Origin of the sequence: Streptomyces sp. SD31 (genome assembly GCF_052068475.1) — a bacterium.
Taxonomy (GTDB): Bacteria; Actinomycetota; Actinomycetes; order Streptomycetales; family Streptomycetaceae; genus Streptomyces.
The window spans coordinates 82,054-106,890 of the sequence record NZ_JBQHCX010000001.1 but is presented as its reverse complement, the minus strand read 5'-3'; the positions used below and the strand labels follow the sequence as shown (position 1 = coordinate 106,890).

At 71.2% G+C, this 24,837-nt stretch carries 21 protein-coding genes, 4 tRNA genes and 1 other RNA gene; 16 read left to right on the top strand and 10 right to left on the bottom strand.

Going from position 1 to position 24,837, the window contains the following annotated elements; genetic code table 11:
• The first annotated feature begins 58 nt into the window (after positions 1–58).
• Positions 59–1,807 carry a stealth conserved region 3 domain-containing protein gene (locus ACTMVF_RS00475; RefSeq protein ID WP_441268945.1) on the top strand — a complete coding sequence of 583 codons (1,749 nt, stop codon included), beginning with the start codon at positions 59–61 and terminating at the stop codon, positions 1,805–1,807.
• Positions 1,808–2,171: 364 nt separating this feature from the next.
• Here the strand turns inward: ACTMVF_RS00475 and ACTMVF_RS00470 are convergent, their stop codons facing one another.
• Both ACTMVF_RS00470 and ACTMVF_RS00465 read right to left on the bottom strand, forming a co-directional pair.
• Entirely contained in the window at positions 2,172–2,393 is a 222-nt protein-coding gene (locus ACTMVF_RS00470) for a hypothetical protein (RefSeq protein ID WP_301999445.1), read from the bottom strand.
• 160 nt (positions 2,394–2,553) lie between these two features.
• A tRNA-Ser gene (locus tag ACTMVF_RS00465) sits at positions 2,554–2,641 on the bottom strand.
• A gap of 72 nt (positions 2,642–2,713) precedes the next feature.
• Here ACTMVF_RS00465 and ffs point away from each other — a divergent pair.
• The 6 genes from ffs to ACTMVF_RS00435 all read left to right on the top strand — a co-directional run bounded on the left by ffs (position 2,714) and on the right by ACTMVF_RS00435 (position 11,655).
• An RNA gene (ffs, locus tag ACTMVF_RS00460) (signal recognition particle sRNA small type) lies at positions 2,714–2,812 on the top strand.
• Between the two features lie 47 nt (positions 2,813–2,859).
• Entirely contained in the window at positions 2,860–5,244 is a 2,385-nt protein-coding gene (locus ACTMVF_RS00455; protein WP_441268944.1) for a DNA polymerase III subunit gamma and tau, read from the top strand.
• 197 nt (positions 5,245–5,441) lie between these two features.
• Positions 5,442–6,695, top strand: coding sequence for a phosphoribosylamine--glycine ligase (gene purD, locus ACTMVF_RS00450; protein ID WP_441268943.1), 1,254 nt, complete (start codon positions 5,442–5,444; stop codon positions 6,693–6,695).
• Positions 6,696–7,046: 351 nt separating this feature from the next.
• Positions 7,047–8,903: a hypothetical protein gene (locus tag ACTMVF_RS00445; RefSeq protein WP_441268942.1), complete on the top strand. Its 1,857-nt coding sequence runs from the start codon at positions 7,047–7,049 to the stop codon at positions 8,901–8,903.
• 279 nt (positions 8,904–9,182) lie between these two features.
• On the top strand, positions 9,183–10,673 hold the full coding sequence (locus tag ACTMVF_RS00440) for a N,N-dimethylformamidase beta subunit family domain-containing protein (protein WP_441268941.1): 1,491 nt from the start codon (positions 9,183–9,185) through the stop codon (positions 10,671–10,673).
• Positions 10,674–10,755: 82 nt separating this feature from the next.
• Positions 10,756–11,655, top strand: a complete 900-nt coding sequence (locus tag ACTMVF_RS00435) for a phosphoribosylaminoimidazolesuccinocarboxamide synthase (RefSeq protein ID WP_441268940.1) — start codon at positions 10,756–10,758, stop codon at positions 11,653–11,655.
• Between the two features lie 41 nt (positions 11,656–11,696).
• On the opposite strand, the gene ACTMVF_RS00430 is transcribed toward ACTMVF_RS00435, so the two are convergent.
• The 8 genes from ACTMVF_RS00430 to ACTMVF_RS00395 all read right to left on the bottom strand — a co-directional run bounded on the left by ACTMVF_RS00430 (position 11,697) and on the right by ACTMVF_RS00395 (position 16,220).
• Positions 11,697–11,772 (bottom strand) — tRNA-Gly (locus tag ACTMVF_RS00430).
• 23 nt (positions 11,773–11,795) lie between these two features.
• Positions 11,796–12,410 (bottom strand): response regulator transcription factor, encoded by a 615-nt coding sequence (locus ACTMVF_RS00425; RefSeq protein ID WP_301999456.1) that lies wholly within the window; start codon positions 12,408–12,410, stop codon positions 11,796–11,798.
• Positions 12,407–13,633 carry a sensor histidine kinase gene (locus ACTMVF_RS00420; protein WP_441268939.1) on the bottom strand — a complete coding sequence of 409 codons (1,227 nt, stop codon included), beginning with the start codon at positions 13,631–13,633 and terminating at the stop codon, positions 12,407–12,409. Before ACTMVF_RS00420 ends, ACTMVF_RS00425 begins: the two co-directional genes overlap by 4 nt.
• A gap of 18 nt (positions 13,634–13,651) precedes the next feature.
• Positions 13,652–14,428: an ABC transporter permease gene (locus ACTMVF_RS00415; RefSeq protein WP_441268938.1), complete on the bottom strand. Its 777-nt coding sequence runs from the start codon at positions 14,426–14,428 to the stop codon at positions 13,652–13,654.
• Positions 14,425–15,390, bottom strand: a complete 966-nt coding sequence (locus ACTMVF_RS00410; RefSeq protein ID WP_441268937.1) for an ABC transporter ATP-binding protein — start codon at positions 15,388–15,390, stop codon at positions 14,425–14,427. The genes ACTMVF_RS00415 and ACTMVF_RS00410 overlap by 4 nt, the downstream gene beginning before the upstream one ends.
• A gap of 132 nt (positions 15,391–15,522) precedes the next feature.
• Positions 15,523–15,595, bottom strand: a tRNA-Gly gene (locus ACTMVF_RS00405).
• Positions 15,596–15,675: 80 nt separating this feature from the next.
• Positions 15,676–15,747: transfer RNA gene (locus ACTMVF_RS00400), tRNA-Gly, on the bottom strand.
• Between the two features lie 155 nt (positions 15,748–15,902).
• Positions 15,903–16,220, bottom strand: coding sequence for a histone-like nucleoid-structuring protein Lsr2 (locus tag ACTMVF_RS00395; RefSeq protein ID WP_301999461.1), 318 nt, complete (start codon positions 16,218–16,220; stop codon positions 15,903–15,905).
• A gap of 278 nt (positions 16,221–16,498) precedes the next feature.
• Between ACTMVF_RS00395 and purS the strand changes: the two genes are divergently transcribed.
• The 9 genes from purS (at position 16,499) to purF (ending at position 24,790) form a co-directional block, all read left to right on the top strand.
• Positions 16,499–16,762 (top strand): phosphoribosylformylglycinamidine synthase subunit PurS, encoded by a 264-nt coding sequence (gene purS, locus ACTMVF_RS00390; RefSeq protein WP_003991326.1) that lies wholly within the window; start codon positions 16,499–16,501, stop codon positions 16,760–16,762.
• Positions 16,759–17,439 (top strand): phosphoribosylformylglycinamidine synthase subunit PurQ, encoded by a 681-nt coding sequence (purQ, locus tag ACTMVF_RS00385; RefSeq protein ID WP_441268936.1) that lies wholly within the window; start codon positions 16,759–16,761, stop codon positions 17,437–17,439. The genes purS and purQ overlap by 4 nt, the downstream gene beginning before the upstream one ends.
• Entirely contained in the window at positions 17,436–19,694 is a 2,259-nt protein-coding gene (gene purL / locus ACTMVF_RS00380) for a phosphoribosylformylglycinamidine synthase subunit PurL (protein WP_441268935.1), read from the top strand. The genes purQ and purL overlap by 4 nt, the downstream gene beginning before the upstream one ends.
• Positions 19,695–19,804: 110 nt before the next feature.
• Positions 19,805–20,305, top strand: coding sequence for an ArsR/SmtB family transcription factor (locus tag ACTMVF_RS00375; protein WP_441268934.1), 501 nt, complete (start codon positions 19,805–19,807; stop codon positions 20,303–20,305).
• A gap of 29 nt (positions 20,306–20,334) precedes the next feature.
• Positions 20,335–21,192, top strand: coding sequence for a M23 family metallopeptidase (locus ACTMVF_RS00370; RefSeq protein ID WP_441268933.1), 858 nt, complete (start codon positions 20,335–20,337; stop codon positions 21,190–21,192).
• Between the two features lie 45 nt (positions 21,193–21,237).
• Complete coding sequence (locus ACTMVF_RS00365; RefSeq protein ID WP_441268932.1) at positions 21,238–21,381, top strand: hypothetical protein; 144 nt, start codon at positions 21,238–21,240, stop codon at positions 21,379–21,381.
• 143 nt (positions 21,382–21,524) lie between these two features.
• Complete coding sequence (locus ACTMVF_RS00360; protein WP_441268931.1) at positions 21,525–22,322, top strand: sterol carrier family protein; 798 nt, start codon at positions 21,525–21,527, stop codon at positions 22,320–22,322.
• Positions 22,323–22,401: 79 nt separating this feature from the next.
• Entirely contained in the window at positions 22,402–23,199 is a 798-nt protein-coding gene (locus ACTMVF_RS00355; protein ID WP_441268930.1) for an META domain-containing protein, read from the top strand.
• Positions 23,200–23,260: 61 nt separating this feature from the next.
• Positions 23,261–24,790 (top strand): amidophosphoribosyltransferase, encoded by a 1,530-nt coding sequence (gene purF, locus ACTMVF_RS00350; protein WP_441268929.1) that lies wholly within the window; start codon positions 23,261–23,263, stop codon positions 24,788–24,790.
• Positions 24,791–24,837 lie beyond the last annotated feature (47 nt).

Genomic DNA, 24,837 nt, shown 5'->3' with positions numbered 1-24,837 from the left:
CCGTCACCGTTTCGGACTGCCGGGGGGCATCCGGACGGCCCGGAACCTCGTTTCGCGCTTGCGGCTCTGGCTGACGGCCCGGCTCTGGGCGCTGCGCGCGACCCGGGCCCGCCGACGCCTGCGGACCGCCGTACCCGGCCTGCGCCGGATCACCTTCGGACCCATACGGCTCTACGGCCGTACGGTCGCCGACTACACCGCCGCGGACGCCGTCGAAGCCGATCTGGAGCGGGTGTGCACCCTGCTGGAGGGCCTCGGCGTCCCGTACTTCCTGGTCCCCGCCGACCACGGGCACGGCGCGCCGCGGCAGGTCATCGGCATCGAGGAGAGGCACCGCGGCGCGGTTCTCTCCCGGGCCGCCCAGCGCTTCGCCGGCACCGTCGGGTACGTCGGCGCCGTAGGACCGGACGGCGCCGTGACGACCGCGGTGCTGTGGGCCGACGGCAAGCTGCCGCGGGCACTGGGGCGGGCCGCGGTGCTCCGTACCGGTCTGGTGCGCCTGGGCCCGGAAGGGCAGGTGCTCACCGGCCTGGAGACGGGGTGCGACATCGAGTTCTGGCGTCACGGCCGGGACCTCGGCACCTCGGGCACGGACCCCTCCTGGCTCACCGTCCCCGGCAGCCGCCTGCCGGACGTCTTCGGCCCGGCACTGGTCGCCCCGCGCCGCAACGCCGTCTCGGAAGTGCTGCCGACGGCCGCGCAGCAGCCGGCCGCGGTGGTGTGCCGCCGCCGCAGCGTGCCGACGTTCGTCCCGTTCGCCGAGCCGGGCATCGACGAGGTGCGCTTCCCGGTCGACGCCGTGTACACCTGGGTCGACGGGAACGACCCGGCGATGGCCGCGAAGCGCAGAGCCCATCAGGCCCTCTCCTCGAACGTCATCGCCGCCCGCGAGACCGGCGCCTCCCGCTACACCAGCCACGACGAACTGAAGTACGCGCTGCGCTCCCTGGAGATGTACGCCGGTTTCGTCCGGCACGTCTACCTGGTGACCGACTCCCAGATCCCCGCCTGGCTGGACCCGGACGCGCAGGGCCTGACGGTGGTGGACCACCGGGACATCCTCCCGCCCGACGCGCTCCCCGTCTTCAACTCACACGCGATAGAGAGCCGCCTGCACCACATCCCGGGCCTGTCCGACCACTACCTGTATTTCAACGACGACGTCTTCATCAATCGCCCGGTAGGAGCCGAGCACTTCTTCCACGGCAACGGCATAGCCCGCATTCCCCTGTCCCCGCTGAAGCTCGGACTCGGCGCCCCGCACCCCCTGGAACCGGCCCCGAACTCCGCCGGGAAGAACGCCCGCGAGGTGATCCGGCACTTCCACGGCAGACACATCACGCACAAGTCGCTGCATACCCCGCACCCCCAACTCCTGTCGGTCATGCGGGAAATGGAAAGCCTGGAAATCGAGGAGCTGAAGCAGACCTCCTACTCCCGCTTCCGCTCCACCACCGACATCGCTCCGGCCTCCACGCTCCACCACCACTGGGCCATCGCGACCGGCCGTGCCGTCCCGTCCGACTACCGCTTCCGCTACGTCCAACTCGGCACCCCGGACATGCACCGCCGCCTGGCCCGCCTCGCGGCCGGAGAGGACATCGACTTCTTCTGCCTCAACGACGTGGACACCGCCCCGGCGGCCAGAGCGGCGGCCGAGGCCGCCATCCACACGTTCCTGGAACGCAAGTACCCGTTCCCGAGCCGCTTCGAAGGGACCACTCGGGCCACTTCGCGCCAGGTCGCGCCGCTCACGACGCGAGTCCCGCCGCAGCCGGCCCGGGAGGAAGCACAGCACTGCGATTGACGCTGCCCGGTCAGGGCACGCGTCAGGGCGCGCCAAGAAATGCCCCCACGCCTTTGCGGCAGTGGGGGAGGAGTACGTGCCAGGGCCCGCGACGCCGGCACGATCCAGAAGACACCCCTAGGCGGCCTTGGGCCGCCCGGCACGCAGGCCCGGGGCCGGCTCCTGTTCGTCGTCGAGCGGGAAGATCTCGTCCTCCCCGAAGTCAGGGGCTTGGAAGGGGCTTGTCGTCGGAGGCGGCGATGCCGTGGCGGAACGGCGGGGTTGCCCTTCCGGAGCGGAGAACAGCGACGTCAGGTCGATGAGAGGTCTGCCTTTCGTTACAGGTCCCTGAGGGCCTGGCGTGCCGTGACCGGGCACAGCGGTCCTACAGCTTGGTCATCTTGGCGTACGGGCTCAGGATCCGCATCTGCGCCGAGCCGAAATCCACGAGTGCCGCGATTCCGTCCTCGATGCCGATCACCCGGCCGAGGCCGTGCACGTCATGGGTGACCTGGTCACCCACGGCGAAGTGCTTGGGAGCCGGTGCGACCGGGGCCTTGAAGGGGCTGGTGGGCAAGTGACGCTTCGGTACAAGAGGCTTTGTCATTGACCCCAGTATGGGCCTACGCGCCGCCGCTGCGCTGTGGCCGCCCACACAGCCCCGGACGGCAAGGCCCGGAGGCGCCGTGCGGCCCTGTACCGCCACACACGTCGAAGGGCCCCACCGCAAGCGGTGGGGCCCTTCGACATCGTGCCCGGTGAGGCACTGGCGGAGGATACGAGATTCGAACTCGTGAGGGGTTGCCCCCAACACGCTTTCCAAGCGTGCGCCCTAGGCCTCTAGGCGAATCCTCCGCCGGAAACATTACATGACCGAGAGGAGTGCTCGCGAACTCGTTCCCCCAGGCCGACATCGGGTACTCTTCGTGAAGCCCCTCACGCGGCGCTATCTGACTGAACTCCCCCAGGGCCGGAAGGCAGCAAGGGTAGGTCGGCTCTGGCGGGTGCGTGGGGGGCGCTTGCGTTCCCGCTGAGGGGTGGGGTTGTCAGTGGGCGCCTATAACCTCGTAAGCGTGTCGTCTCTCGCGTTGTACCGCCGCTATCGCCCGGAGTCGTTCGCCGAGGTCATCGGGCAGGAGCATGTCACTGACCCGCTGCAGCAGGCGCTGCGGAACAACCGGGTCAATCACGCGTACCTGTTCAGCGGGCCGCGTGGCTGCGGCAAGACGACCAGTGCGCGGATCCTCGCGCGGTGTCTGAACTGCGAGCAGGGTCCTACGCCGACCCCGTGCGGCCAGTGCCAGTCCTGCCAGGACCTGGCTCGCAACGGGCCAGGTTCCATCGACGTCATCGAGATCGACGCGGCGTCCCACGGTGGTGTGGACGACGCGCGTGAGCTGCGGGAGAAGGCCTTCTTCGGGCCCGCGAGCAGCCGCTACAAGATCTACATCATCGACGAGGCCCACATGGTCACGTCGGCCGGCTTCAACGCGCTGCTGAAGGTCGTCGAGGAGCCGCCCGAGCATCTGAAGTTCATCTTCGCCACGACCGAGCCCGAGAAGGTCATCGGGACCATCCGGTCGCGGACCCATCACTACCCCTTCCGGCTCGTCCCGCCGGGCACTCTGCGGGACTACCTCGCCGATGTGTGCGGCCGGGAGAACATCCCGGTCGAGGAAGGGGTGCTGCCGCTTGTCGTGCGCGCGGGAGCGGGGTCCGTGCGTGACTCCATGTCCGTCATGGACCAGCTGCTCGCCGGAGCGAGGGAGGAGGGCGTCACGTATGCCATGGCCACCTCCCTGCTCGGGTACACCGACGGGTCGCTGCTCGACTCCGTCGTGGAAGCCTTCGCGACCGGTGACGGCGCCGCCGCCTTCGAGGTCGTGGACCGTGTCATCGAGGGGGGCAACGATCCCCGGCGGTTCGTCGCCGACCTGCTGGAGCGGCTGCGGGATCTCGTCATCCTCGCCGCCGTGCCGGATGCCGTGGAGAAGGGGCTCATCGATGCCCCCGTCGATGTCCTGGAGCGCATGCAGGCCCAGGCCGGCACCTTCGGCGCCGCCGAACTGAGCCGGGCCGCCGACCTCGTCAATGCGGGGCTGACCGAGATGCGGGGGGCCACCTCGCCCCGGCTCCAGCTCGAGCTGATCTGCGCGCGTGTGATGCTGCCCGCGGCGTACGGGGACGAGCGTTCCGTGATGGCCCGGCTCGACCGGCTGGAGCGGGGCGTGAACTTCTCGCCGGCCGCGGGCGGTGGCATGCCCGCGATGGGGTACGTGCCCGGTCCTGACGCCCACCCGGGAGCGGCCGCAGCGCCGGTTCCGCCGGGTGGCGGTCCGGCCGCGGCCCGGGCAGCCGTACGGGCTCCGGGGGCGCCCGCGGCCCCCGCCGCCGCGACTCCGGCCCCGGCGACTCCCCCGGCCGGAGCCGGTGCGCCGACGGCCGGTATGGGCGGTACGGCCGCTCCCGCTCCGGCGGGTCAGGGTGCGCCCACGGAGCAGGCCACGTCCGCGCCCTCGGCCCCCGGCCGGCCGCCGACGCAGGGCGGTCAGCAGCCTCAGCCACCGCAGGCTCCGCCCGCTCCGGCGCCTGCGCCCGCACCCGCCGCACCGCCCGCGGCCGCCACGCCCGGGGCATGGCCCACCGCCGCCCCTGCGGGTGGTGGCCGGCGCCCCGGCGGCTGGCCCACGGCAGCCCCGGCGGGCGGCGGCGCCCAGTCCCCCCAGGCAGCGCCGAGCGGCACCCCCGCGCCCCCGCCCACACCGCAGCCCGCGGCGCCCACGCCCCCGCCCGCCCCGGGCGCAGGCGCGGCACCGGCCTACACGCCCCCGAGCGGCGGCCTCGACCCCCGCATGCTTTGGCCCAACATCCTGGAGGCGGTCAAGAACCGTCGCCGCTTCACCTGGATCCTGCTCAGCCAGAACGCCCAGGTGACCGGCTTCGACGGCACCACCCTCCAACTCGGCTTCGTCAACGCGGGCGCACGCGACAACTTCGTGAGCAGCGGCAGCGAGGACGTCCTGCGGCAGGCGTTGGCCGAGCAGTTCAACGTCCAGTGGAAGATCGAGGCGAGCGTCGACCCGTCGGGCGGAGGCTCGGCTCCTCCGTCGCCGGGCGGTTCCTCCGGCTTCGGCGGTGGTGGCGGAGGCGGCTTCGGCGGAGGCGGCGGTGGCGGCTACGGCGGTGGCGCTACGACCGCCCAGCGCCCGGCCCCGCCCCAGCCGACGCACTCGATGCCCACCCCGCCTCCGGCGGCCCCGGCTGCTCCGGCGCCGAACGCTGCCCCCGCCTCGGCACCCCAGCCTCCCTCCGCCCCCGAGCCGCGGCCCCCGGTGTCCATCGAGGACGACATCCCGGAGGACGACGACCCCGACCTCAACGAGTCGGCCCTGTCCGGCTACGAACTGATCGTGCGGGAGCTGGGGGCGACGGTGGTGGAGGAGTTCACGAACGAGTAGCGGGGCCTCGTGGGCAACCCCGCCCCGAACGCCCAGGCCCGAGAGGACCAGTCCCGAGAGGGCCAGGGCCAGGCATTTCGGCCCGGCCGGTCAGCCTCTCCGGCGATCCGGGACCGCCCGGGACTTGGAGGAACGTACAGCTCACCAACCCCCGGCCCCTCATCGCCCCGCACAAAAACCCCGTTAGGCTGACCCCCGTGAAGGTCCTCGTCATCGGTAACGGCGCCCGCGAACATGCCCTGTGCCGCTCCCTGTCCCTCGACCCCGACGTCACCGCGCTGCACTGCGCCCCCGGCAACGCCGGCATCGCCGAGGTCGCCGAGCTGCACCAGGTCGACGCCCTCGACGGCGCGGCCGTGTCCGCGCTGGCCACGGAGCTCGGCGCCGACCTCGTGGTCGTAGGACCGGAGGCGCCGCTCGTCGCCGGGGTCGCCGACGCCGTACGCGAGGCGGGCATCCCCGTCTTCGGTCCCTCCAAGGAGGCGGCGCAGCTCGAGGGCTCCAAGGCGTTCGCGAAGGACGTGATGGCGGCGGCCGGGGTGCCCACGGCACGGTCGTACGTCTGCACCACGCCCGACGAGGTCGCCGACGCACTCGACGCCTTCGGCGCGCCGTACGTCGTCAAGGACGACGGCCTCGCCGCCGGCAAGGGCGTCGTCGTCACCGGTGACATCGAGGCCGCCAAGGCGCACGCCGCCGGGTGCGAGCGCGTCGTCATCGAGGAGTTCCTCGACGGCCCCGAGGTCTCCCTGTTCGCCATCACCGACGGCGAGACGGTCGTCCCGCTGCAGCCCGCCCAGGACTTCAAGCGGGCCCTGGACGGCGACGAGGGCCCGAACACCGGCGGCATGGGCGCGTACTCCCCGCTCCCGTGGGCCGACCCGAAGCTGGTCGAGGAGGTCATGGAGACGGTCCTGCAGCCGACCGTCGACGAGATGCGCCGCCGCGGCACCCCCTTCTCCGGCCTGCTCTACGCCGGGCTCGCGATCACCTCGCGCGGCGTCCGCGTCATCGAGTTCAACGCCCGCTTCGGCGACCCCGAGACCCAGGTGGTCCTGGCCCGCCTGAAGACGCCGCTGGCCGGCGTCCTGCTGGCCGCCGCCAAGGGCGATCTCGCCGATCTGGCGCCCCTGCGCTGGAGCGACGACGCCGCGGTCACCGTGGTCGTCGCCTCGCACAACTACCCCGGGACCCCGCGCACCGGTGACCCGATCACCGGCCTCGACGAGGTCGCCGCCGAGGACGCCCCGCACGCCTACGTCCTGCACGCCGGCACCAAGCGCGACGGCGACGCCGTCGTCAGCGCCGGCGGCCGCGTCCTGTCCGTCACGGCGACCGGCAAGGACCTCACCCAGGCCCGCGACCGCGCGTACGCGGCCGTGGCCCGCATCGAGCTGGACGGCTCCCAGCACCGCACGGACATCGCGGCGAAGGCGGCGGCGGAGGCGTAGAAAGCGCCCGCGCGCCCACCGCATCCAGACAAGCCGCCCCCGCGCGAGACAACCCCGCAGGCCCCGAATCCGTCTCAGGATTCGGGGCCTGTTCCCTCCTCGGCTCAGGGCCGGGATCAGGGGCCTGATCCTTGCTGTCCGTCATCCACCTTTCCCCAAAGCCATTCCATCGAGTGACCGCTGCCCCATCCGGCTGACGTGGGCCGAAGCCCCAACTAGGGTGCGGCGCAAGCGTTCCGGCACTTGGCCCACCGGCATTGCGATGTCAGTGGCGGGTGCCACAGTGGGGGAGTGAGCAAAGCCAGGACAGTTCGGACAGCCAGGGCAGCGGGGAGGGGGTGAGGTCCGGTCGTGACCGGTATCGGTGTGGAGGTGGGTGCGCAGTCCGCGCGCGCCCGGGCCCTCGCGGTGCTGCGCATCCGCAGCCGCGCGCTCGCCGTCGCCCTGCTCCCCGCGGCGTTCGCCGTGGTGCTGCTCGTCGGCGCCTCCACCGGCCACCTCGTCGGCCCGGGCTGGCACGCGGCCCGCTGGGTGGTGACCCCCGTCGCCGTTCTCGTCCTGCTCGCCGCCGCCGGTATCGCCCTGGTCGTCGCCCGCGCCCGCCCCGCCGTCAGCCCCACGGTCCCGATAGCCGAGGAGCAGGCCCCGGACCTGTACCGGATGGTGCGCGACCTCGCCGACCGCCTCGGCGTCCCCGCCCCGTCCGCGATAGCGCTCACCCCGGACTGCGACAGCTGGCTGGAGGACCGCACCCACCCGTCCCACGGCCCGCCCCCGGCCGACGACCGCGACGAGCACGAGGTCAACGGCCTGCGCGGCGGAAGCACGCGCGCCGCCCACCGCCGTACGCCCGCCGCCCCCGTCCTCGTCATCGGCTCCCCGTTCCTGTGGTGGATGCGCGTCGGTGAGCTGCGCGCGGTCCTCGCCCCGGTCGTCGCCGGTACGGGACCTTCCGCGCACCCGGACATAGCCCAGGCCCGGCGCTTCGTCCGGGGCCTGGACGCCGCCGTGGCCGTCGCCTCGACGCGCGGCCGTTGTCCGGGGTCGCGGGCGGTGTGCGCGGGCGTCGGCTGGGTCGCGCGGCTGCTGCTGCGCAGTTGCCGGGAGCACGCCACCGAGATGGAGCGGGGGGTGGCCAGCGCCGCCGCCGAGCGTGCACAGGCTGTGGATTACGGACTGCGGATCGTCGCCCAGGAACAGGTCGGGCTGGCGTACGCCGGCTGGGACCGGCTGCTCACGCGTGTGGCGCTGCCCGCCTGGCGGATGGGCCGCTGGCCGTCCCGGCTGGACGCGGGCGTCGTCGCCGCCCTGACCGAGCTGTCCCGTCGGGACCGCCTGGCCGAGGGCTTTGCGTCCCGGTTGGGTGAGCGCCCCGCGTGCGACCTGCTCGAAGAGCCCGGAGCGGTCGACGAGGCCGCCTCACTCCTCGCGGCGCGCCTCTTCCACGGTGGCCCGGCCGAGTCCGGCCCGGACTGGTCCCCGGTGGACTGGCAGGAGTACCCGGAGGAGGTCGTCGACCGGAAGTGGCGCACCGACGCGGCCCGCCTCCACCGAGTCCTGGACGCCCTCGGCGTCCGCCGCACCCCCGACGGCACACCCTCGGAGGCGAGCGGCCCGACCCTGGCCCGCGTGATGGACCACCTCGCGGCCGAGCACCTCGCGGTCCCGCCGGACCGGATGACCGCCCGGCCCGCCGACCCGCATGCAGACCCCCACGCCGCCCCCGTCCCCGCCGCCCCACCCCCACTCCCGAAGCCGCCCAAGGCCCCCTACGCCGCCATGTCCGAGGACGACTCCCCCGACGACCAGGAAACCGAGCGAAGCTCCGCTCTCGCCGCCGGTCTGACCGCCGAACTGGCCCGCGAAGAGGCCGCCGCGCCCGCGGAGCGGACGGCGTCCCCCGACGCCGGCAGCACCCTCCTGGACATCGGCGCGCTCCCCCTCTTCCCGCTCCAGCCACCCCGCACCGCCCGCGAGTTGCTCACCGACCACGTCACGGCGATGGTGTGCTGCGCCGCGATGGACACCGCGGGTGCCGCCCCCGGTCTGGACTGGCTCGACGGCCCCACGCTCCTCATCGACGGCGAAAGAGCGGCCGACCTGACCCCCAGAGTCCTCAGCCTCATCGAGGACGGCGATCCGGTGCCGCTGCGCGCGTGGCTGGTGGAGTCGGGGATACGCCCGGAGAAGCCGGTACGTCTGGTCTGACGCCTGTTTCACGCCGTATGCGGTCGGAAGCCCCGGTTCCACTTTCGGCCAATTCGCAACGAATAGTGACAGCATGCGTGCGGAATGTGATGTGCTGGGATCGATAGCGCACATGGCAAGGGCTTGCGACATACGACAGCCGTACAAAAGCCCGCGTCACATGACAGGAACCGCCGGCACACCGCAGGTAGACCGCGAGCACACGCAAGCGCGTACAGCGCTCGCACGACACACGAACGCTCGATGCACGACCACGGGGGACGAGGGAGGGGTATGGCCATGGGGTCGGAGCAGATCCGCCGCTGGGAGTCGGGGGCACTCGCGCATGCCGTGACGGACCCCTTCGGCCAGGGCCCCGTCCCCTGGCTGCGCGGCAATGTGACGTACTTCGACGACACCGGCCAGGTCGTCCCCTGGTACGTCGACGGCCAGGCCCACCCCCCGACCGCGGACACCCCGAGGGTCCCGGCCCCCCGCAGCGCCGGCCCGCGCTCCGCCGACGACGTCCACCGGCAGATCAAGGGCTTCACCTCGACCGGCGCGGTCGCCCCCGGCGAGGCCGTCGACTTCCACATCACCGTCGACCCGCCCCAGGAATTCGCCGTCGACATCTACCGCATCGGCCACTACAGCGGCGACGGCGCCGCCAAGATCACCACCAGTCCGCGCCTCTCCGGCATCGTGCAGCCCCCGCCGCTCACCGCCGACCGCACGGTCTCCTGCCACCACTGGTGGCTGTCCTGGCGCCTCCAGGTCCCCTCGTACTGGAGCATCGGCGCCTACGTGGCCGTCCTCACCACCGCCGACGGCTACCGCTCCCACATCCCCTTCACGGTGCGCGACAAGCACCCCGCGGATCTGCTCCTGCTCCTCCCCGACGTCACCTGGCAGGCCTACAACCTCTACCCCGAGGACGGCCGTATCGGCGCCAGCCTCTACCACGCCTGGGACGAGGACGGCCGGCTGCTCGGCGAGGCCGACGCCGCCACGACCGTCTCCTTCGACCGCCCGTACGCGGGCGCGGGCCTGCCCCTGCACGTCGGCCACGCCTACGACTTCATCCGCTGGGCCGAGCGCTACGGCTACGACATCGCCTACGCCGACGCCCGCGACCTGCACGCGGGCCACGTCGACCCCACCCGCTACCGCGGCCTGGTCTTCCCCGGCCACGACGAGTACTGGTCGACGAACATGCGCCGCACGGTCGAGCTCGCCCGCGAGAACGGCACGTCCCTGGTCTTCCTCTCCGCCAACTCCATGTACTGGCAGGTCGAGTTGGGCCCCTCCCCGTCCGGTGTCCCCGACCGCCTGATGACCTGCCGCAAGCGCCAGGGCCCCGGCCGCCCGGTGCTCTGGCGTGAAATCGACCGTCCCGAGCAGGAGGTGATCGGCATCCAGTACGCGGGCCACGTCCCCGAGCCGCACCCCCTGATCGTCCGCAACGCCGACCACTGGCTGTGGGAGGCGACCGGCGCCCACGAGGGCGACGAGATCACGGGCCTGGTCGCCGGTGAGGCCGACCGCTACTTCCCCCGCACCCCGCTCCCGGACCACGACGAGCGCATCCTGCTCGCCCACTCCCCGTACACCGACCGCGAGGGCGCCCTCCGCCACCAGGAGACGTCGCTGTACCGCGCGCCCTCCGGCGCCCTGATCTTCGCCTCCGGAACCTTCGCCTGGTCCCCGGCACTGGACCGCCCGGGCCACGTCGATGCCCGCGTCCAGCGCGCCACCGCCAACCTCCTGGACCGCATCTGCAAACGTGACTGAGCTCACCCAGCACACCCCCAGTCCAAGGTCAGCGGCCCGTACGGGACAATCGACCCATTGGACAGAACCACGGGGAGGAACCGTGTCCGGATTCGTAGAAAAGCCCGAGCCGCTCCAGGTTCCGGGCTTGGTACACCTGCACACCGGCAAGGTGCGCGAGCTGTACCAGAACGAGGCGGGCGACCTCGTGATGGTCGCCAGCGACCGCATCTCCGCCTACGACTGGGTGCTCCCCACCGAGATCCCCGACAAGGGCCGCATCCTCACCCAGCTCTCCCTGTGGTGGTTCGACCAGTTCGCCGACCTGGTCTCCAACCACGTCCTGAGCACCGACGTGCCCGCGGGCGCCCCCGCCGACTGGGCGGGCCGCACCCTCGTCTGCAAGTCGCTCCAGATGGTCCCCGTGGAGGCCGTGGCCCGCGGCTACCTCACCGGCTCCGGCCTGGTCGAGTACAACGAGTCCCGCACCGTCTGCGGCCTCGCCCTCCCCGAAGGCCTCGTCGACGGCTCCGAGCTCCCCGCCCCGATCTTCACCCCGGCCACCAAGGCGGCCGTCGGCGAGCACGACGAGAACGTCTCCTACGAGGAGGTCGCCCGCCAGGTCGGCGCCGACACCGCCGCCCAGCTGCGCCAGGCGACCCTCGCCGTCTACTCCCGCGGCCGGGACATCGCCCGTGACCGCGGCATCATCCTCGCGGACACCAAGTTCGAGTTCGGCTTCGAGGGAGAGACGCTGGTCATCGCCGACGAGGTCCTCACCCCGGACTCCTCCCGCTTCTGGCCGGCCGACCAGTGGGAGCCGGGCCGCGCGCAGCCGTCGTACGACAAGCAGTTCGTCCGCGACTGGCTGACCTCGCCGGCCTCCGGCTGGGACCGAAAGAGCGAGCAGCCCCCGCCGCCGCTGCCCCAGGAGGTCGTGGACGCGACGCGGGCGAAGTACGTGGAGGCGTACGAGCGCCTGACGGGCATGAGCTGGAGCTAGGAGCATGACAAAGGCCCCGGTCGATGACCGGGGCCTTGATCTGGAGCGGACGACGAGGCTCGAACTCGCGACCTCAACCTTGGCAAGGTTGCGCTCTACCAACTGAGCTACGTCCGCATTGCGCCGTGGCGCGAGAGCAACTATACCCAACCTCGCTCCCGCGCGAGACGCACTGCCGCGTGCCGGTTCTCCGCCCCGAGCTTGGAGACGGCGGACGACAGATAGTTCCGCACGGTCCCCTGCGACAGCGCCGCCCGCTCCGCGATCTCCGCGACGGGCGCCCCGTCGGCGGCGAGCTCGAGCACCTCGGCCTCCCGCGCGGTCAGCGGCGAATCCCCGGCGGCGATGGCGTCGGCGGCCAACTCGGGGTCGACGTAGCGGTTTCCGGCGTGCACGGTACGGATGATCTCCGCGAGTCGCTGAGCGCTGACGGTCTTCGGGACGAACCCCCGCACACCCGCCTCAAGGGCCCGCTTCAGATGCCCGGGCCGCCCGTGACTGGTCACGATCAACACCTTGCAGCCGGGCAGCTCGGCGCGCAGGGATGTGGCGACCTTCACACCGTCCGCGCCGGGCATCTGAAGATCGAGGACGGCGACATCGGGTTCGTGCGCGAGGGCCATGGCCAGCGCCTCCGGTCCGCTCGCCGCCTCGGCGACGATCACGAGGTCGTCCTCCAGCGAGAGCAGCGTGGCGAGCGCCCCCCGGATCAGATGCTCGTCGTCGGCGAGCAGCAGCCGTACGGGCCCGGTCATACGGCGGCCTCCCGCACGCCCGCTCCCGCCAGCGGCACCTCAGCGACCAGCCGGAACAGCCCCTCCCCGACGCGGCCGGCCGCCAAGGTGCCGTCCACCGCGGCGAGCCGCTCCCGCAGCCCGGCCAGCCCGGAGCCGCCACCTTCGTCGGAGGCTTCGGCAACCCCGTCGTTCTGCACCGTCAACACCACGCGCCCCTCCGCCACCCGCACTCCCACCGCGCACTGCCCGGCATCCCCGTGCCGCAGCACATTGGTGGTCGCCTCCCGCACCACCCACGCCAGCGCCGACTGCACCTCGGCGGGCAGCCCGGCCGCCTCCCCGGTCACCTCGCACTCGATCCCGGCCGCCGTCAACACGCCCTGAGCACCGGCGAGTTCGACCCCGAGATCAGCCTCCCGGTATCCCCGTACGACCTCCCGCACCTCGCGCTGCGACTCCTGCGCGATCCGCTGCACCTCGATCATCTGCTCCACGGCCTCGGGCCGCCCGCGCCGCGCCAGCTGCACGGCGAGTTCGCTCTTCAACGCGATGACCGCCAGATTCCGCCCCATCACATCGTGCAGATCCCGCCCGAACCGCAGCCGCTCCTCGGCGACGGCGAGCCGGGCGCGGGTCTCGCGGGCCTCGTCGAGTTCGTAGACGGCTTCGAGCAGCCAGGCGGAGAAGACGCCGATGAAGGCGAAGAAACCGCTGCCGAGCAGCGTGATCAGACCGATGACCAGCGCGGCGAAGGCGGACCGGCTCAGCAGGAGCACGAAGAGCCCCGCACCCGCCGCGAAGCCCGCGACGACGGCGGACAGGCGCCTGCGGCCGCGCACTCCCAGCGCGATGTTGCTCGCCCCGAAGAACATGACGACGCTGAAGACGCTGCCCGCCGCGGAGTCGACGCCGTCACCCTCCGGACCGTACTGGACAACGGCGAGAGCCGTGGCGGCGACGGCCGCGGTGACGGCGCCGAGCGTCCACAGCAGCCGTACGGGCTGCTCACGGCGACCGCACACCCAGTCCACCGCTCGCGACGCGGTCAGGGCGCAGACCACCGCGTGCGCGCACACCATGAGCAGTAGCCAGCCACCGAGCTCGGACGGCATCTCGCCGGTGACCGGCAGCGCGATCGTCGCGACCTCCATCACCGCGAAGAAGTGGAACGACCACCTCGTGTACGTCTCGACCTTCTCCGGCGTGCTCTTGCGCCGCCACCATCCCCCCGCCTTGGGCATGTCCCCGCTCCCCGTAAGTCAGCGCCTGGGTTCCCAGCGGAACCACCGCCGTACAGCAAACACGCCCAGGACCGTCCAGGCCAGGGCGGTGAGTACGGCGCCCACCGCCTCGTACGCCGACAACTCCCCGGTCCAGCCGCCCCGCACCAGCGTGATCACCGGGGTCAGCGGCAGCAGTTCGCACACCGACGCCACCCGGTCGGGCAGGACCTCCAGCGGGACGGCCATGCCGGAGCCGAGCATCGAGACGAACATCACGGGCAGTGTGGTGACCTGGGCGCTCTCGGTGGTGCGGGTGAACGCCGAGGTGACCGCCGCGAGCGCGGCGCACAGCACGAGGCCCAACGGCAGCGCGAGCACGGCGAGATAGGGGGCGCGGGGCGCGGGCAGGTCGAGGAGGACCGCGCAGCCGACCGCGAGGAGGAGGGACTGCACGAGGCCCGTGGCGAGGGACGGCAGCGCGGACCCGGCGAGTATCTCCGCGTCCCGCAGCTCACCGGTGCGCAGCCGCTTGAGGACGAGTTCCTCGCGCCGGGCGGTGAAGACGCCGACGAGCGCCCCGTACACCGCGAAGAGCAGCGAGAACCCGACCGCGGCCGGCAGGACGACGGTGCCGGGGGTGAGCCCGGACTCCTCGAGGTCCATGTCCTTGGTCGCGGACCACACGCTGAACGGCAGAACCAGCGGCACGAACAGGGCGGCGACGAGTGTCCCCCTGCTGCGCCCGAGCAGCGTCAGCTCGGCGCGGGCCAGTGCCGTCATCCGGCCCGCCGGGGTGGTGACCGAACCGTTCATGCCGCGTACTCCTTCGCCGTCTTCTCCGCCGCGCCGGACGCATCCCGCGCGATCCCCAGGAACGCCTCCTCCAGCGAGGCCGACCGCACATCCAGCCGCCGCAGCTCCACCCCGGCCCCCTCGGCCCACACCAGCAGCCGGGTCGCAGCCCGCTGCAGCTGATGGGTCCGCAGCCGTACGACCCGCCCGTCGACCTCGTGCCCGCTCACCCCCAGCTCGGCGAGCGGCGGCAGGTCGCCCAGGAAGTAGCCCTCGGGCAGCTCGAAGGTGATCCGCGACGGCTGGGTCGCGGTCACCTCGGCCGGTGTCCCGTCGGCCGCGATGCGCCCCTCGTGCAGGATCGCCAGCCGATCGGCGAGGCCCTCGGCCTCCTCCAGGTAGTGCGTGGTCAGCAGCACGGTCGTACCGGCGTCACGCAACCCCCGCACCAACTCCCAGGTGTCCCGGCGCCCTTCGGCGTCGAGCCCGGTCGTCGGCTCGTCCAGGAACAGCACCTCGGGGTCCCCGAGCAGCGCGAGCGCCAGGTCCAGGCGCCGCCGCTCACCCCCGGACAACTGCTTGACGCGTACGCCGGCCTTTCCCGCCAATCCGACGAGCTCCAGCACCTCACCCTCGGACCGGGCCCCGCTCACGCACCCCGCCCACATCCGCGCGGTCTCGGCGACGGTCAGCTCGGACGGAAATCCGCCCTCCTGCAACATCACCCCGGTCCGCGGCCGTACGAGGGCCCGCTCGGCGTAGGGGTCGTGCCCGAGCACGCGCACTCGGCCCCCGGCCGGCCGGGCGAGCCCTTCCAGCAATTCCACGGTCGACGTCTTGCCGGCGCCGTTGGTGCCGAGCAGTGCGAAGACCTCGCCGCGGACCACGGAGAACGAGATTCCGCGCACCGCCTCGAACCCGCCCCCGTACACACGCCGCAGGTCAGTGACCTCAATCACGTGTTCGTGTTCGTCGAAGTTCATGACATCAGCGTCCCGGCAACGGGAGCCCGGCAGCAGTGCGCGCTGTCACCACTCCGCATGACAAATGTCAGACGGACCGGCCGCGCGGATACAAGAAAGACCCCGGTCCATTGGACCGGGGTCTCATTCCCGAGCGGACGACGAGGCTCGAACTCGCGACCTCAACCTTGGCAAGGTTGCGCTCTACCAACTGAGCTACGTCCGCATTGCCCCCGACCGGCTCTCACCGATCGGTGCGAGCACCAGCCTACCTGATCCACAACGGTGGTCGGACCGGCGGTGCAGAGCGGGTGACAGGAATTGCACACTGCGCCTTCCCCCTGGAAGGGGGATGTTCTGCTACTGAACTACACCCGCATGCTCGGCGAGCTGGGCTTTTCTGCCCCGCCCGGCGGCGTGCTCCAGACATTAGCTGATCTGCAGGGGGGTAGCGCAAGTCGGTTGTCGCACCGGCCCAAGTCGGCCGCCCTCAAGGCCCGCTGACGGGCCCTGAGGGCAGCCCTCGGGCCGCCTCACTGCGCCGAGGCGAACGCCTCGTAGACCTTCTTGGGGATGCGGCCGCGGGCCGGCACCTCCATCTTGTTGGCCTGTGCCCAGGCCCGGACGGCCGCCGGGTCAGGGGCGACCTCGGTCTGCTTGTACGTCTTGCCTGACTTCGACCGCTTGCGGCCGGCCTCCACGTACGGCGCGAGCGCCTTACGCAGTTTCTTGGCATTGGCTTCATTCAGGTCGATCTCGTACGACTTGCCGTCGAGTCCGAAGGCGATCGTTTCCGCCGCTTCTGAGCCGTCGATGTCGTCAAAGAGAGTGACCACGACCTTCTGCGCCACGAATATCGGTCCCTTCGTACGGCACGTTGACAATTCATTTGTACCGTGCCCGACAATGCATTGTGAAGCTCGACTAAATCCTCCCGCGTGTCCGAGCGCAATGGGTATCAGGTGTCGATCCGGGATCTTTTCCGGAACTTTTCGTCGATGGAGGCCGGTGCTCCGGATCGTGACTGCCATCACGTAGCTTCCTACAAGTCGACGCGCGTAGAAATTTTGTGCAGGTAGTCTGAAACCACTGCAGGAACCTGCTCCGCACCACACCACCGGGAGTGCACGTGGCACGCGTCGTAGTCGACGTCATGCTCAAGCCGGAGATCCTCGACCCCCAGGGCCAGGCGGTGCAGCGCGCACTGCCGCGGCTGGGTTTCGACGGGATCTCGGACGTACGTCAGGGAAAGCGTTTCGAACTGGAAGTTGACGGCCCGGTCGACGAGGCCGCGCTCGCCCGCATCCATGATCTTGCGGAATCCTTCCTCGCCAACACCGTCATCGAGGACTTCACCGTCCGGGTCGAGGAAGTAGCGGAGGCCGCGAAGTGACCGCTCGTATTGGCGTCGTCACTTTCCCGGGCTCTCTCGACGACCGGGACACGCAACGTGCGATCCGGCTCGCGGGTGCCGAACCGGTCGCCCTGTGGCACAAGGACAAGGACCTCAAGCAGGTCGACGCGGTGGTTCTGTGCGGCGGTTTCTCCTACGGCGACTATCTGCGCGCCGGGGCCATCGCCCGCTTCTCGCCGGTGATGGACACGGTCATCGAGCAGGCGAAGGCCGGTCTGCCGGTCCTCGGCATCTGCAACGGCTTCCAGATCCTCACCGAGGCCCACCTCCTCCCGGGCGGGATGCTCGGCAACGACCACCTGCACTTCATCTGCCGCGACCAGAAGCTGCGGGTGGAGAACGCGGGCACCGCCTGGACGGCCGACTACGCGGCCGGCCAGGAGATCCACATCCCGCTGAAGAACATGGACGGCCGCTATGTGGCCGACCAGTACACGCTGGACAAGCTGGAGGCCGAGGGCCGGGTGGCGTTCCGGTACCTGGACTTCAACCCCAACGGCTCGCTCAACGACATCGCCGGCATCAGCAACGAGGCCGGCAACGTCGTAGGCCTCATGCCGCACCCGGAGCACGCCGTCGAGCCTCTCATCGGGTCGGGCCGCACCGACGGCCTCCCCTTCTTCACCTCGATCCTCAAGAAGCTGGTCAACGCATGAGCCGGACGCCTCTGGACACGGTCGAGCACGCGGCCGCGACCCCCGACGTCGAGCTGCCCTGGGCCGAACTCGGCCTGAAGAAGGACGAGTACGAGAGGGTCGTGGAGATCCTCGGCCGTCGGCCCACCGGTGCCGAGCTCGCCATGTACTCGGTCATGTGGTCCGAGCACTGCTCGTACAAGTCCTCGAAGGTGCACCTGCGCCAGTTCGGCGAGAAGGCGCCCGAGAGCGACGCCCTGCTCGTCGGCATCGGTGAGAACGCCGGTGTCGTGGATGTCGGCCAGGGTTACGCCGTGACCTTCAAGGTCGAGTCGCACAACCACCCGTCGTACGTCGAGCCCTACCAGGGCGCGGCGACCGGCGTGGGCGGCATCGTGCGCGACATCATCGCGATGGGCGCGCGGCCGGTGGCCGTGGTGGACCCGCTCCGCTTCGGTGCGGCCGACCACCCCGACACCAAGCGCGTGCTGCCGGGTGTCGTCGCCGGCATCGGCGGCTACGGCAACTGCCTGGGCCTGCCGAACATCGGCGGCGAGGTCGTCTTCGACGCCTGCTACCAGGGGAACCCGCTGGTCAACGCCGGTGCCATCGGTGTGATGCGGCACGAGGACATCCACCTGGCGAAGGCGTCCGGCGCGGGCAACAAGGTCATCCTGTACGGCGCTCGCACGGGCGGCGACGGCATCGGCGGCGCGTCGATCCTGGCCTCCGAGACCTTCGACGACGCCAAGCCGTCGAAGCGCCCGGCGGTCCAGGTCGGCGACCCCTTCCAGGAGAAGCTGCTCATCGAGTGCACCCTGGAGGCCTTCAAGGAGAAGCTGGTCGTCGGCATCCAGGACCTGGGTGCGGCGGGCCTGTCCTGCGCCACGTCCGAGCTGGCCTCGAACGGCTCCGGCGGTATGCGGGTGACCCTGGACGACGTACCGCTGCGCGACTCGACGCTCTCGCCCGAGGAAATCCTCATGAGCGAGTCGCAGGAACGCATGTGCGCGGTCGTGGAGCCGGGGAAGGTCGACCGGTTCCTGGAGATCTGCGAGAAGTGGGACGTGATCGCCACCGTCATCGGTGAGGTGACCGACGGCGACCGCCTGGAGATCTACTGGCACGGCGGCAAGATCGTCGACGTCGACCCGCGCACGGTGGCGCACGAGGGCCCGGTGTACGAGCGCCCGTACGCCCGCCCGGAGTGGCAGGACGCCCTTCAGGCGGACGATGCCAACAAGCTCGCGCGGCCCGCGAGTTCGGCGGAGCTGAAGGACCAGGTCCTGAAGCTGGTCGCCTCCCCGAACCAGGCCTCCAAGAAGTGGGTCACGTCCCAGTACGACCACTTCGTGCAGGGCAACACCGTCCTCGCCCAGCCCGAGGACTCCGGCATGATCCGCATCGACGAGGAGACCGGCCTCGGCGTCGCCATCGCGACGGACGGCAACGGCCGGTACGCGAAGCTGGACCCGTACCACGGCGCCCAGTTGGCGCTCGCGGAGGCGTACCGCAACGTCGCCACGACCGGCGCCAAGCCGCTCGCGGTCTCCGACTGCCTGAACTTCGGCTCGCCGGAAGACCCCGCGGTGATGTGGCAGTTCGCCGAGGCGGTCCGCGGACTTGCCGACGCCTGCCAGCAGTTGGGCACCCCGGTCACGGGCGGCAACGTCTCGCTCTACAACCAGACCGGCGAGGTGGCCATCCACCCGACCCCGGTGGTCGCGGTCCTCGGCGTCATCGACGACGTGGCCCGGCGTACGCCGGTTGCCTTCCAGGAGGAGGGCCAGCTGCTCTACCTCCTCGGCGACACGCGTGAGGAGTTCAGCGGCTCGGCCTGGTCCCAGGTCGTCCACGACCACCTGGGCGGTCTGCCCCCGCAGGTGGACCTGGAGCGCGAGCGCCTGCTCGCCGAGATCCTGATCTCCGCCTCCCGCGACGGCATGATCGACTCCGCGCACGACCTGTCCGACGGCGGTCTGATCCAGGCGGTCGTCGAGTCGGCGCTGCTCGGTGGCAAGGGCGCCCGCCTGATCGTCCCGGACGGTCTGGACGCCTTCACCTTCCTCTTCTCCGAGTCGGCGGGACGCGCGATCGTCGCCGTGCCGCGCTCCGAGGAGGTCCGCTTCAACGACATGTGCGGTGCGCGGGGCCTGCCGGCCACCCGCATCGGTGTCGTGGACGGCGACTCCGTCGACATCCAGGGCGAGTTCGCGCTCACCCTGGAGGAGCTGCGGAAGGCCCACGAGGAGACCATCCCGGCGTTGCTCGCCTGAGTTCCGTACCTCGAAGCCCCCGTCCGGTCCGCCGGGCGGGGGCTTCGTCGTGCGCCGATCCGCACCCACTCCTGGTTGCACGTAATTACGTAGTTCCGTAATATCGAAGCGTGGAACTTGAGCAACGCGTCGCCGACCTGGAACGGCGGCTGGCAGCGCTGGAGAACGCGCAGCACACCGCACCCCGCCTCGGTGAGGGCGACTTCTGGGCCCTGCAGGGGTTCAAGGAGCAGTTGGCCCAGCTGAAAGCGGCCGATGGAGGGGTGCTGTTCACCGGCGCCGTGCGGTTGCCGACCGGGGAGCAGTACGAGTGGCAGCACGGGGCGCTGACCGAAGGGCTGCTGGACGACGACTGGACCGAGTCCGCCGAGTCGTTCGCGGCGCTCGGGCACCCGGTGCGGCTGCGGCTGCTGCGCGAGGTGATCGGCGGTCGGCGCACCGCGGCCGAACTCGCCGAGCTGGACGAGGTCGGCACGACCGGCCAGATCTACCACCACCTGCGCCAACTGACCGGCGCGGGCTGGCTCCACACGGTCGGACGGGGACGTTACGAGGTGCCGCCGGGGCGGGTCGTACCGCTGCTGGTGGCGCTGTCGACGGCCCGGCCGTGACGCGAAGAAGACATGAGCAAGGGGGAACGATGTCCGCACGCAAACTGGCCACCCTCACCTACCGAGGGCTGCAACTGACCTTCCTCGGCCTGGTGATCGCGCACTTCTCACTGGACCTCGGGTATCCGTGGTGGTGGAACTTCCTGCCGATCGTCCTGGCCTACGCCCTCGTCATCGTGGCCAACCGGTGGGGCGGCACTCCGGACAGCCCGCGCGCGGCCCGGGAGCCCGTCGAGGTGGCCCCGCCCGTCACCGGCCGCTGGACCGCGCTGAACAGCCCGGCCGACCGCACGCCGAGCCACGGCACGCACGCGTACGGCCAGACGTTCGCCATCGACGTCGTCGCCGAGCCCGAGCCCGGCGCCCGCCCCGGCTTCCGCTCGCTCTGGCCGATCGCCCGCCGCAACAGCGCCTTTCCCGCCTTCGGCGCCCCGCTCCTCGCGGTCGCCGACGCCACCGTCGTACGGGTCTCGGACGGGCAGCGCGACCACCTGAGCCGCACCTCGCTGCCCGCCCTGCTGTACCTGATGCTGGTGGAGGGGTCCGTGCGCGACCTGCTCGGGGTCAGGCGGATCGTCGGCAACCACGTCATCCTCGACCTCGGCGACGGCACCTACGCGCTCTACGCCCACCTGCGGCGCGGTTCCATCACCGTCCGCGAGGGCGACCGGGTGACCGCCGGCCGGCCGCTGGCCCGCTGCGGAAACTCCGGCAACTCCACCGAGCCCCACCTCCACTTCCAGCTGATGGACGGCCCCGACCCGGACAGCGCCCGCGGCATCCCCTTCACCTGGCGCGGCATCGGCGTCCCGCGCAACCACGAGGCGTTCGAGGTGCCCACGGCGGAGTCGCAGCCCGCAGGGGCTGCCCACCCGGCTGGGGACTGATCCCTACGGGACGATCAACATCGAGGCCACTGGCCGGGCGCCGCGGTGGCGCCCGGCAGGACCACGGTGAAGCTGCCGTACTGCCCGTACGGACAGGCAGCCGTGCCGGTCACGACGGCAGCTGAGACAGCCACCCCGGACGACACCGACAACCCCACCTACTACCTCTGCACGATCACTGTCCGCTGATCGCTGGGCGGCCGAGGACCGTGCCGCCCGCCGGCTGGACACCGCCGCCGAACTCATCGGAGTGCGCCGCGATGCCCGCAGGCCCTCGCCGGCAGAGGCAGACAGGGCCCGCGACGGCACCGTAGCCCGCATAGGCTGCCCCTATGCCGCCCGCCAAGAAGCGCGCCCGCACCTACGACCCCGCCAAGATCCGCACGGCGGTCCTCGCCCAGTTCGGGAACGTACGTCAGGCCGTACGCACCCTGACCCCCGAGCAACTCGCGCTGCCTACCCGGCTGGGCGACTGGACCGTACGGGACCTGGCCGCACACGTGACCATGGCCGTGGAGACCGTCAGCCGCAACCTCGACCGCGACGAGCCGACCAAGGCGGAGCTCACCGTCCTGGACTGGCCCTTCGCCACCGCCGCCCGCGCCGGCGACATCGCCGACGGCACCCGGGACCTCGCCGCCGCCAACCCCGACCTCGACGCCCTGTACGCCGGCACCGAGGAGCGCCTCAGGCAGAGGCTGGCGGACGCGCCCGGCGACCGGCTCCTCGCCGCCCGTACCGGCGCGATGACCCTCGCCGACTACCTGGTGACCCGTACCGTCGAACTCGTCGTCCACACCGACGACCTGAACGCCGCCGTCCCCGGCCTCGACATCCCGTACGACCGCCAGGCCCTCGCCGCCTGCACCCGCCTCCTCGCCGACGCCCTCGCCGCGCGGGCGCCCGGCGGCTCGACCGAGGTGCGGATCCCGCCGTATGCCGTGGTGCAGTGCGTCGAGGGGCCGCGGCACACCCGAGGCACCCCGCCCAACGTCGTCGAGACCGACCCGCTGACCTGGATCCGGCTCGCGACCGGGCGGGTGGCGTGGCAGGACGCGGTGGCGGAGGCGAAGGTGAGCGCTAGCGGGGAGCGGGCCGATCTGGGCGGGTTGCTGCCGCTCCTGAGCTGACCGGCGGCCCTCAGGAGTGTTCACCCCTGCCAAGCGGAATCGCGCGGAACCAGTCCCGCGTCCCTCCCGTCCCACCGGCATGAAGACACTCGGCACCCTTGGCAAGGACAAGCAGCGACTGGCCGCCGCCCTCACCGCACTGGCCCTCCTCCCGCTCGCCGCCGCGTGCGGCAGCGAGGACGCGGGCAGTGACTCGGTCGGTGCCGGGGCCTCGGCCTCCGTCACCGGCGCCTACTGGGCGGTCGACGCCGTGACCGTCGACGGCAAGAAGAGCGCCGCCCCGAGCAACGCCCACCTGCGCATCGCCGACGGCGGCGAGGTCGAGGGCAACCTCGGCTGCAACAACTTCGGCGCCGACGCCGCCTTCGCCGACAGCCACGTCACCTTCGACAAGATGCAGGCGACCGAAATGGCCTGCGAAGGCGTCCCCGCGAACTTCGAGCAGACCCTCGCCCGCACCCTCTCCGACGGCGACCTCACCGCCGAGGTCGACGGCGAGAAGCTCACCCTCACCACGGCGGACGGCGACCGCGTCGCCCTCACCAAGGAGGAGGCCGCCGCGCTCAAGGGCACGAAGTGGACCATCACCAGCCCGGACACCGGCGGCAAGGCCCACCTCACCTTCGACGCGAAAACCGGACAAGTCAGCGGCAGCCTCGGCTGCAACAAGGTGAGGGCGAAGGCGACGGTCAGCGACGGCAGTATCACGCTGGGCACCGCGTCCACCACCCGAATGATGTGCGACGCCTCACTCATGAAAGCGGAGAAGACCCTCCTGGCCCTCTTCGACGGCACGGTGAAGTACGAACTCGATCACCGCAACCTCGCCCTGACCAGCGAAAACGGCGAACACGTCAACGCGGCCGCCGCCGAGTGATCCTTTACGGGCGCGTATCCCCAATTCGGACCAGTGGTCGATCTCGCCTACACTCGATGGCGTGCCACGTGGTGACGGTCGACTCAATCACGATCTACTTCCCGGCGAGAAAGGCCCCCAGGACGCGTGTGGCGTCTTCGGTGTCTGGGCTCCGGGCGAAGAGGTCGCAAAGCTCACGTACTTCGGGCTCTACGCCCTCCAGCATCGGGGCCAGGAATCCGCGGGAATCGCGGTCAGCAACGGCTCCCAGATCCTCGTCTTCAAGGACATGGGCCTTGTTTCCCAGGTCTTCGACGAGACCTCGCTCGGTTCGCTCCAGGGTCACATCGCGGTCGGACACGCTCGCTACTCGACCACCGGCGCCTCCGTGTGGGAGAACGCCCAGCCGACCTTCCGTGCCACCGCGCACGGCTCCATCGCGCTCGGCCACAACGGCAACCTGGTCAACACGGCCCAGCTCGCCGAGATGGTCGCCGACCTGCCCAAGCAGGAGGGCGGCCGCACTCCGCGCGTCGCGGCCACCAACGACACCGACCTGCTCACCGCGCTGCTCGCGGCCCAGGTCGACGAGGACGGCAAGCCGCTGACCATCGAGGAGGCCGCCCACCAAGTCCTCCCGCAGGTCAAGGGCGCCTTCTCCCTCGTCTTCATGGACGAGCACACCCTGTACGCCGCCCGTGACCCGCAGGGCATCCGCCCGCTGGTCCTCGGCCGCCTGGAGCGCGGCTGGGTCGTCGCCTCCGAGTCCGCGGCCCTCGACATCTGCGGCGCCAGCTACGTCCGTGAGGTCGAGCCAGGCGAGTTCATCGCCATCGACGAGAACGGCCTGCGCACCTCCCGATTCGCGGAAGCGAAGCCCAAGGGCTGTGTCTTCGAGTACGTGTACCTGGCCCGCCCGGACACCGACATCGCCGGCCGGAACGTCTACCTCTCCCGCGTGGAGATGGGCCGCAAGCTCGCGAAGGAAGCCCCGGTCGAGGCCGACCTGGTCATAGCGACCCCGGAGTCCGGCACCCCGGCGGCGATCGGCTACGCGGAGGCGTCCGGCATCCCGTTCGGTGCGGGTCTGGTGAAGAACGCGTACGTCGGACGTACGTTCATCCAGCCCTCGCAGACCATCCGCCAGCTCGGCATCCGCCTGAAGCTGAACCCGCTGAAGGAAGTCATCAAGGGCAAGCGCCTGGTCGTCGTCGACGACTCGATCGTGCGCGGCAACACCCAGCGCGCCCTGGTCCGCATGCTCCGCGAGGCGGGCGCCGCGGAGGTCCACATCCGGATCTCCTCGCCCCCCGTGAAGTGGCCCTGCTTCTTCGGCATCGACTTCGCCACCCGCGCCGAGCTCATCGCCAACGGCATGACCATCGAGGAGATCGGCACCTCGCTCGGCGCCGACTCGCTGTCGTACATCTCCATCGACGGCATGATCGAGGCGACCACCATCGCCAAGCCGAACCTCTGCCGCGCCTGCTTCGACGGCGAGTACCCGATGGATCTCCCGGACCCCGAGCTGCTCGGGAAGCAGCTCCTGGAGACGGAGCTGGCCGCCGGCCCGGCCGCCACGGCCGCCGCCGACGCGATCCGCCGCCCGTAAGACGGCCCGTGCTGTGCCTTTTTAAGAAACGCCTGCCGTACGACACG

What these genes read in the sequence shown, in the direction of transcription:
- ACTMVF_RS00470 (WP_301999445.1), bottom strand. Translation starts at nt 2,393, where the DNA reads ATGACAAAGCCTCTTGTACCGAAGCGTCACTTGCCCACCAGCCCCTTC.
- ACTMVF_RS00440 (WP_441268941.1), top strand. Translation starts at nt 9,183, where the DNA reads ATGGGGTCGGAGCAGATCCGCCGCTGGGAGTCGGGGGCACTCGCGCAT.
- ACTMVF_RS00425 (WP_301999456.1), bottom strand. Translation starts at nt 12,410, where the DNA reads ATGACCGGGCCCGTACGGCTGCTGCTCGCCGACGACGAGCATCTGATC.
- ACTMVF_RS00420 (WP_441268939.1), bottom strand. Translation starts at nt 13,633, where the DNA reads ATGCCCAAGGCGGGGGGATGGTGGCGGCGCAAGAGCACGCCGGAGAAG.
- ACTMVF_RS00415 (WP_441268938.1), bottom strand. Translation starts at nt 14,428, where the DNA reads ATGAACGGTTCGGTCACCACCCCGGCGGGCCGGATGACGGCACTGGCC.
- ACTMVF_RS00410 (WP_441268937.1), bottom strand. Translation starts at nt 15,390, where the DNA reads ATGAACTTCGACGAACACGAACACGTGATTGAGGTCACTGACCTGCGG.
- purL (WP_441268935.1), top strand. Translation starts at nt 17,436, where the DNA reads ATGAGCCGGACGCCTCTGGACACGGTCGAGCACGCGGCCGCGACCCCC.
- ACTMVF_RS00370 (WP_441268933.1), top strand. Translation starts at nt 20,335, where the DNA reads ATGTCCGCACGCAAACTGGCCACCCTCACCTACCGAGGGCTGCAACTG.
- ACTMVF_RS00360 (WP_441268931.1), top strand. Translation starts at nt 21,525, where the DNA reads ATGCCGCCCGCCAAGAAGCGCGCCCGCACCTACGACCCCGCCAAGATC.
- ACTMVF_RS00355 (WP_441268930.1), top strand. Translation starts at nt 22,402, where the DNA reads ATGAAGACACTCGGCACCCTTGGCAAGGACAAGCAGCGACTGGCCGCC.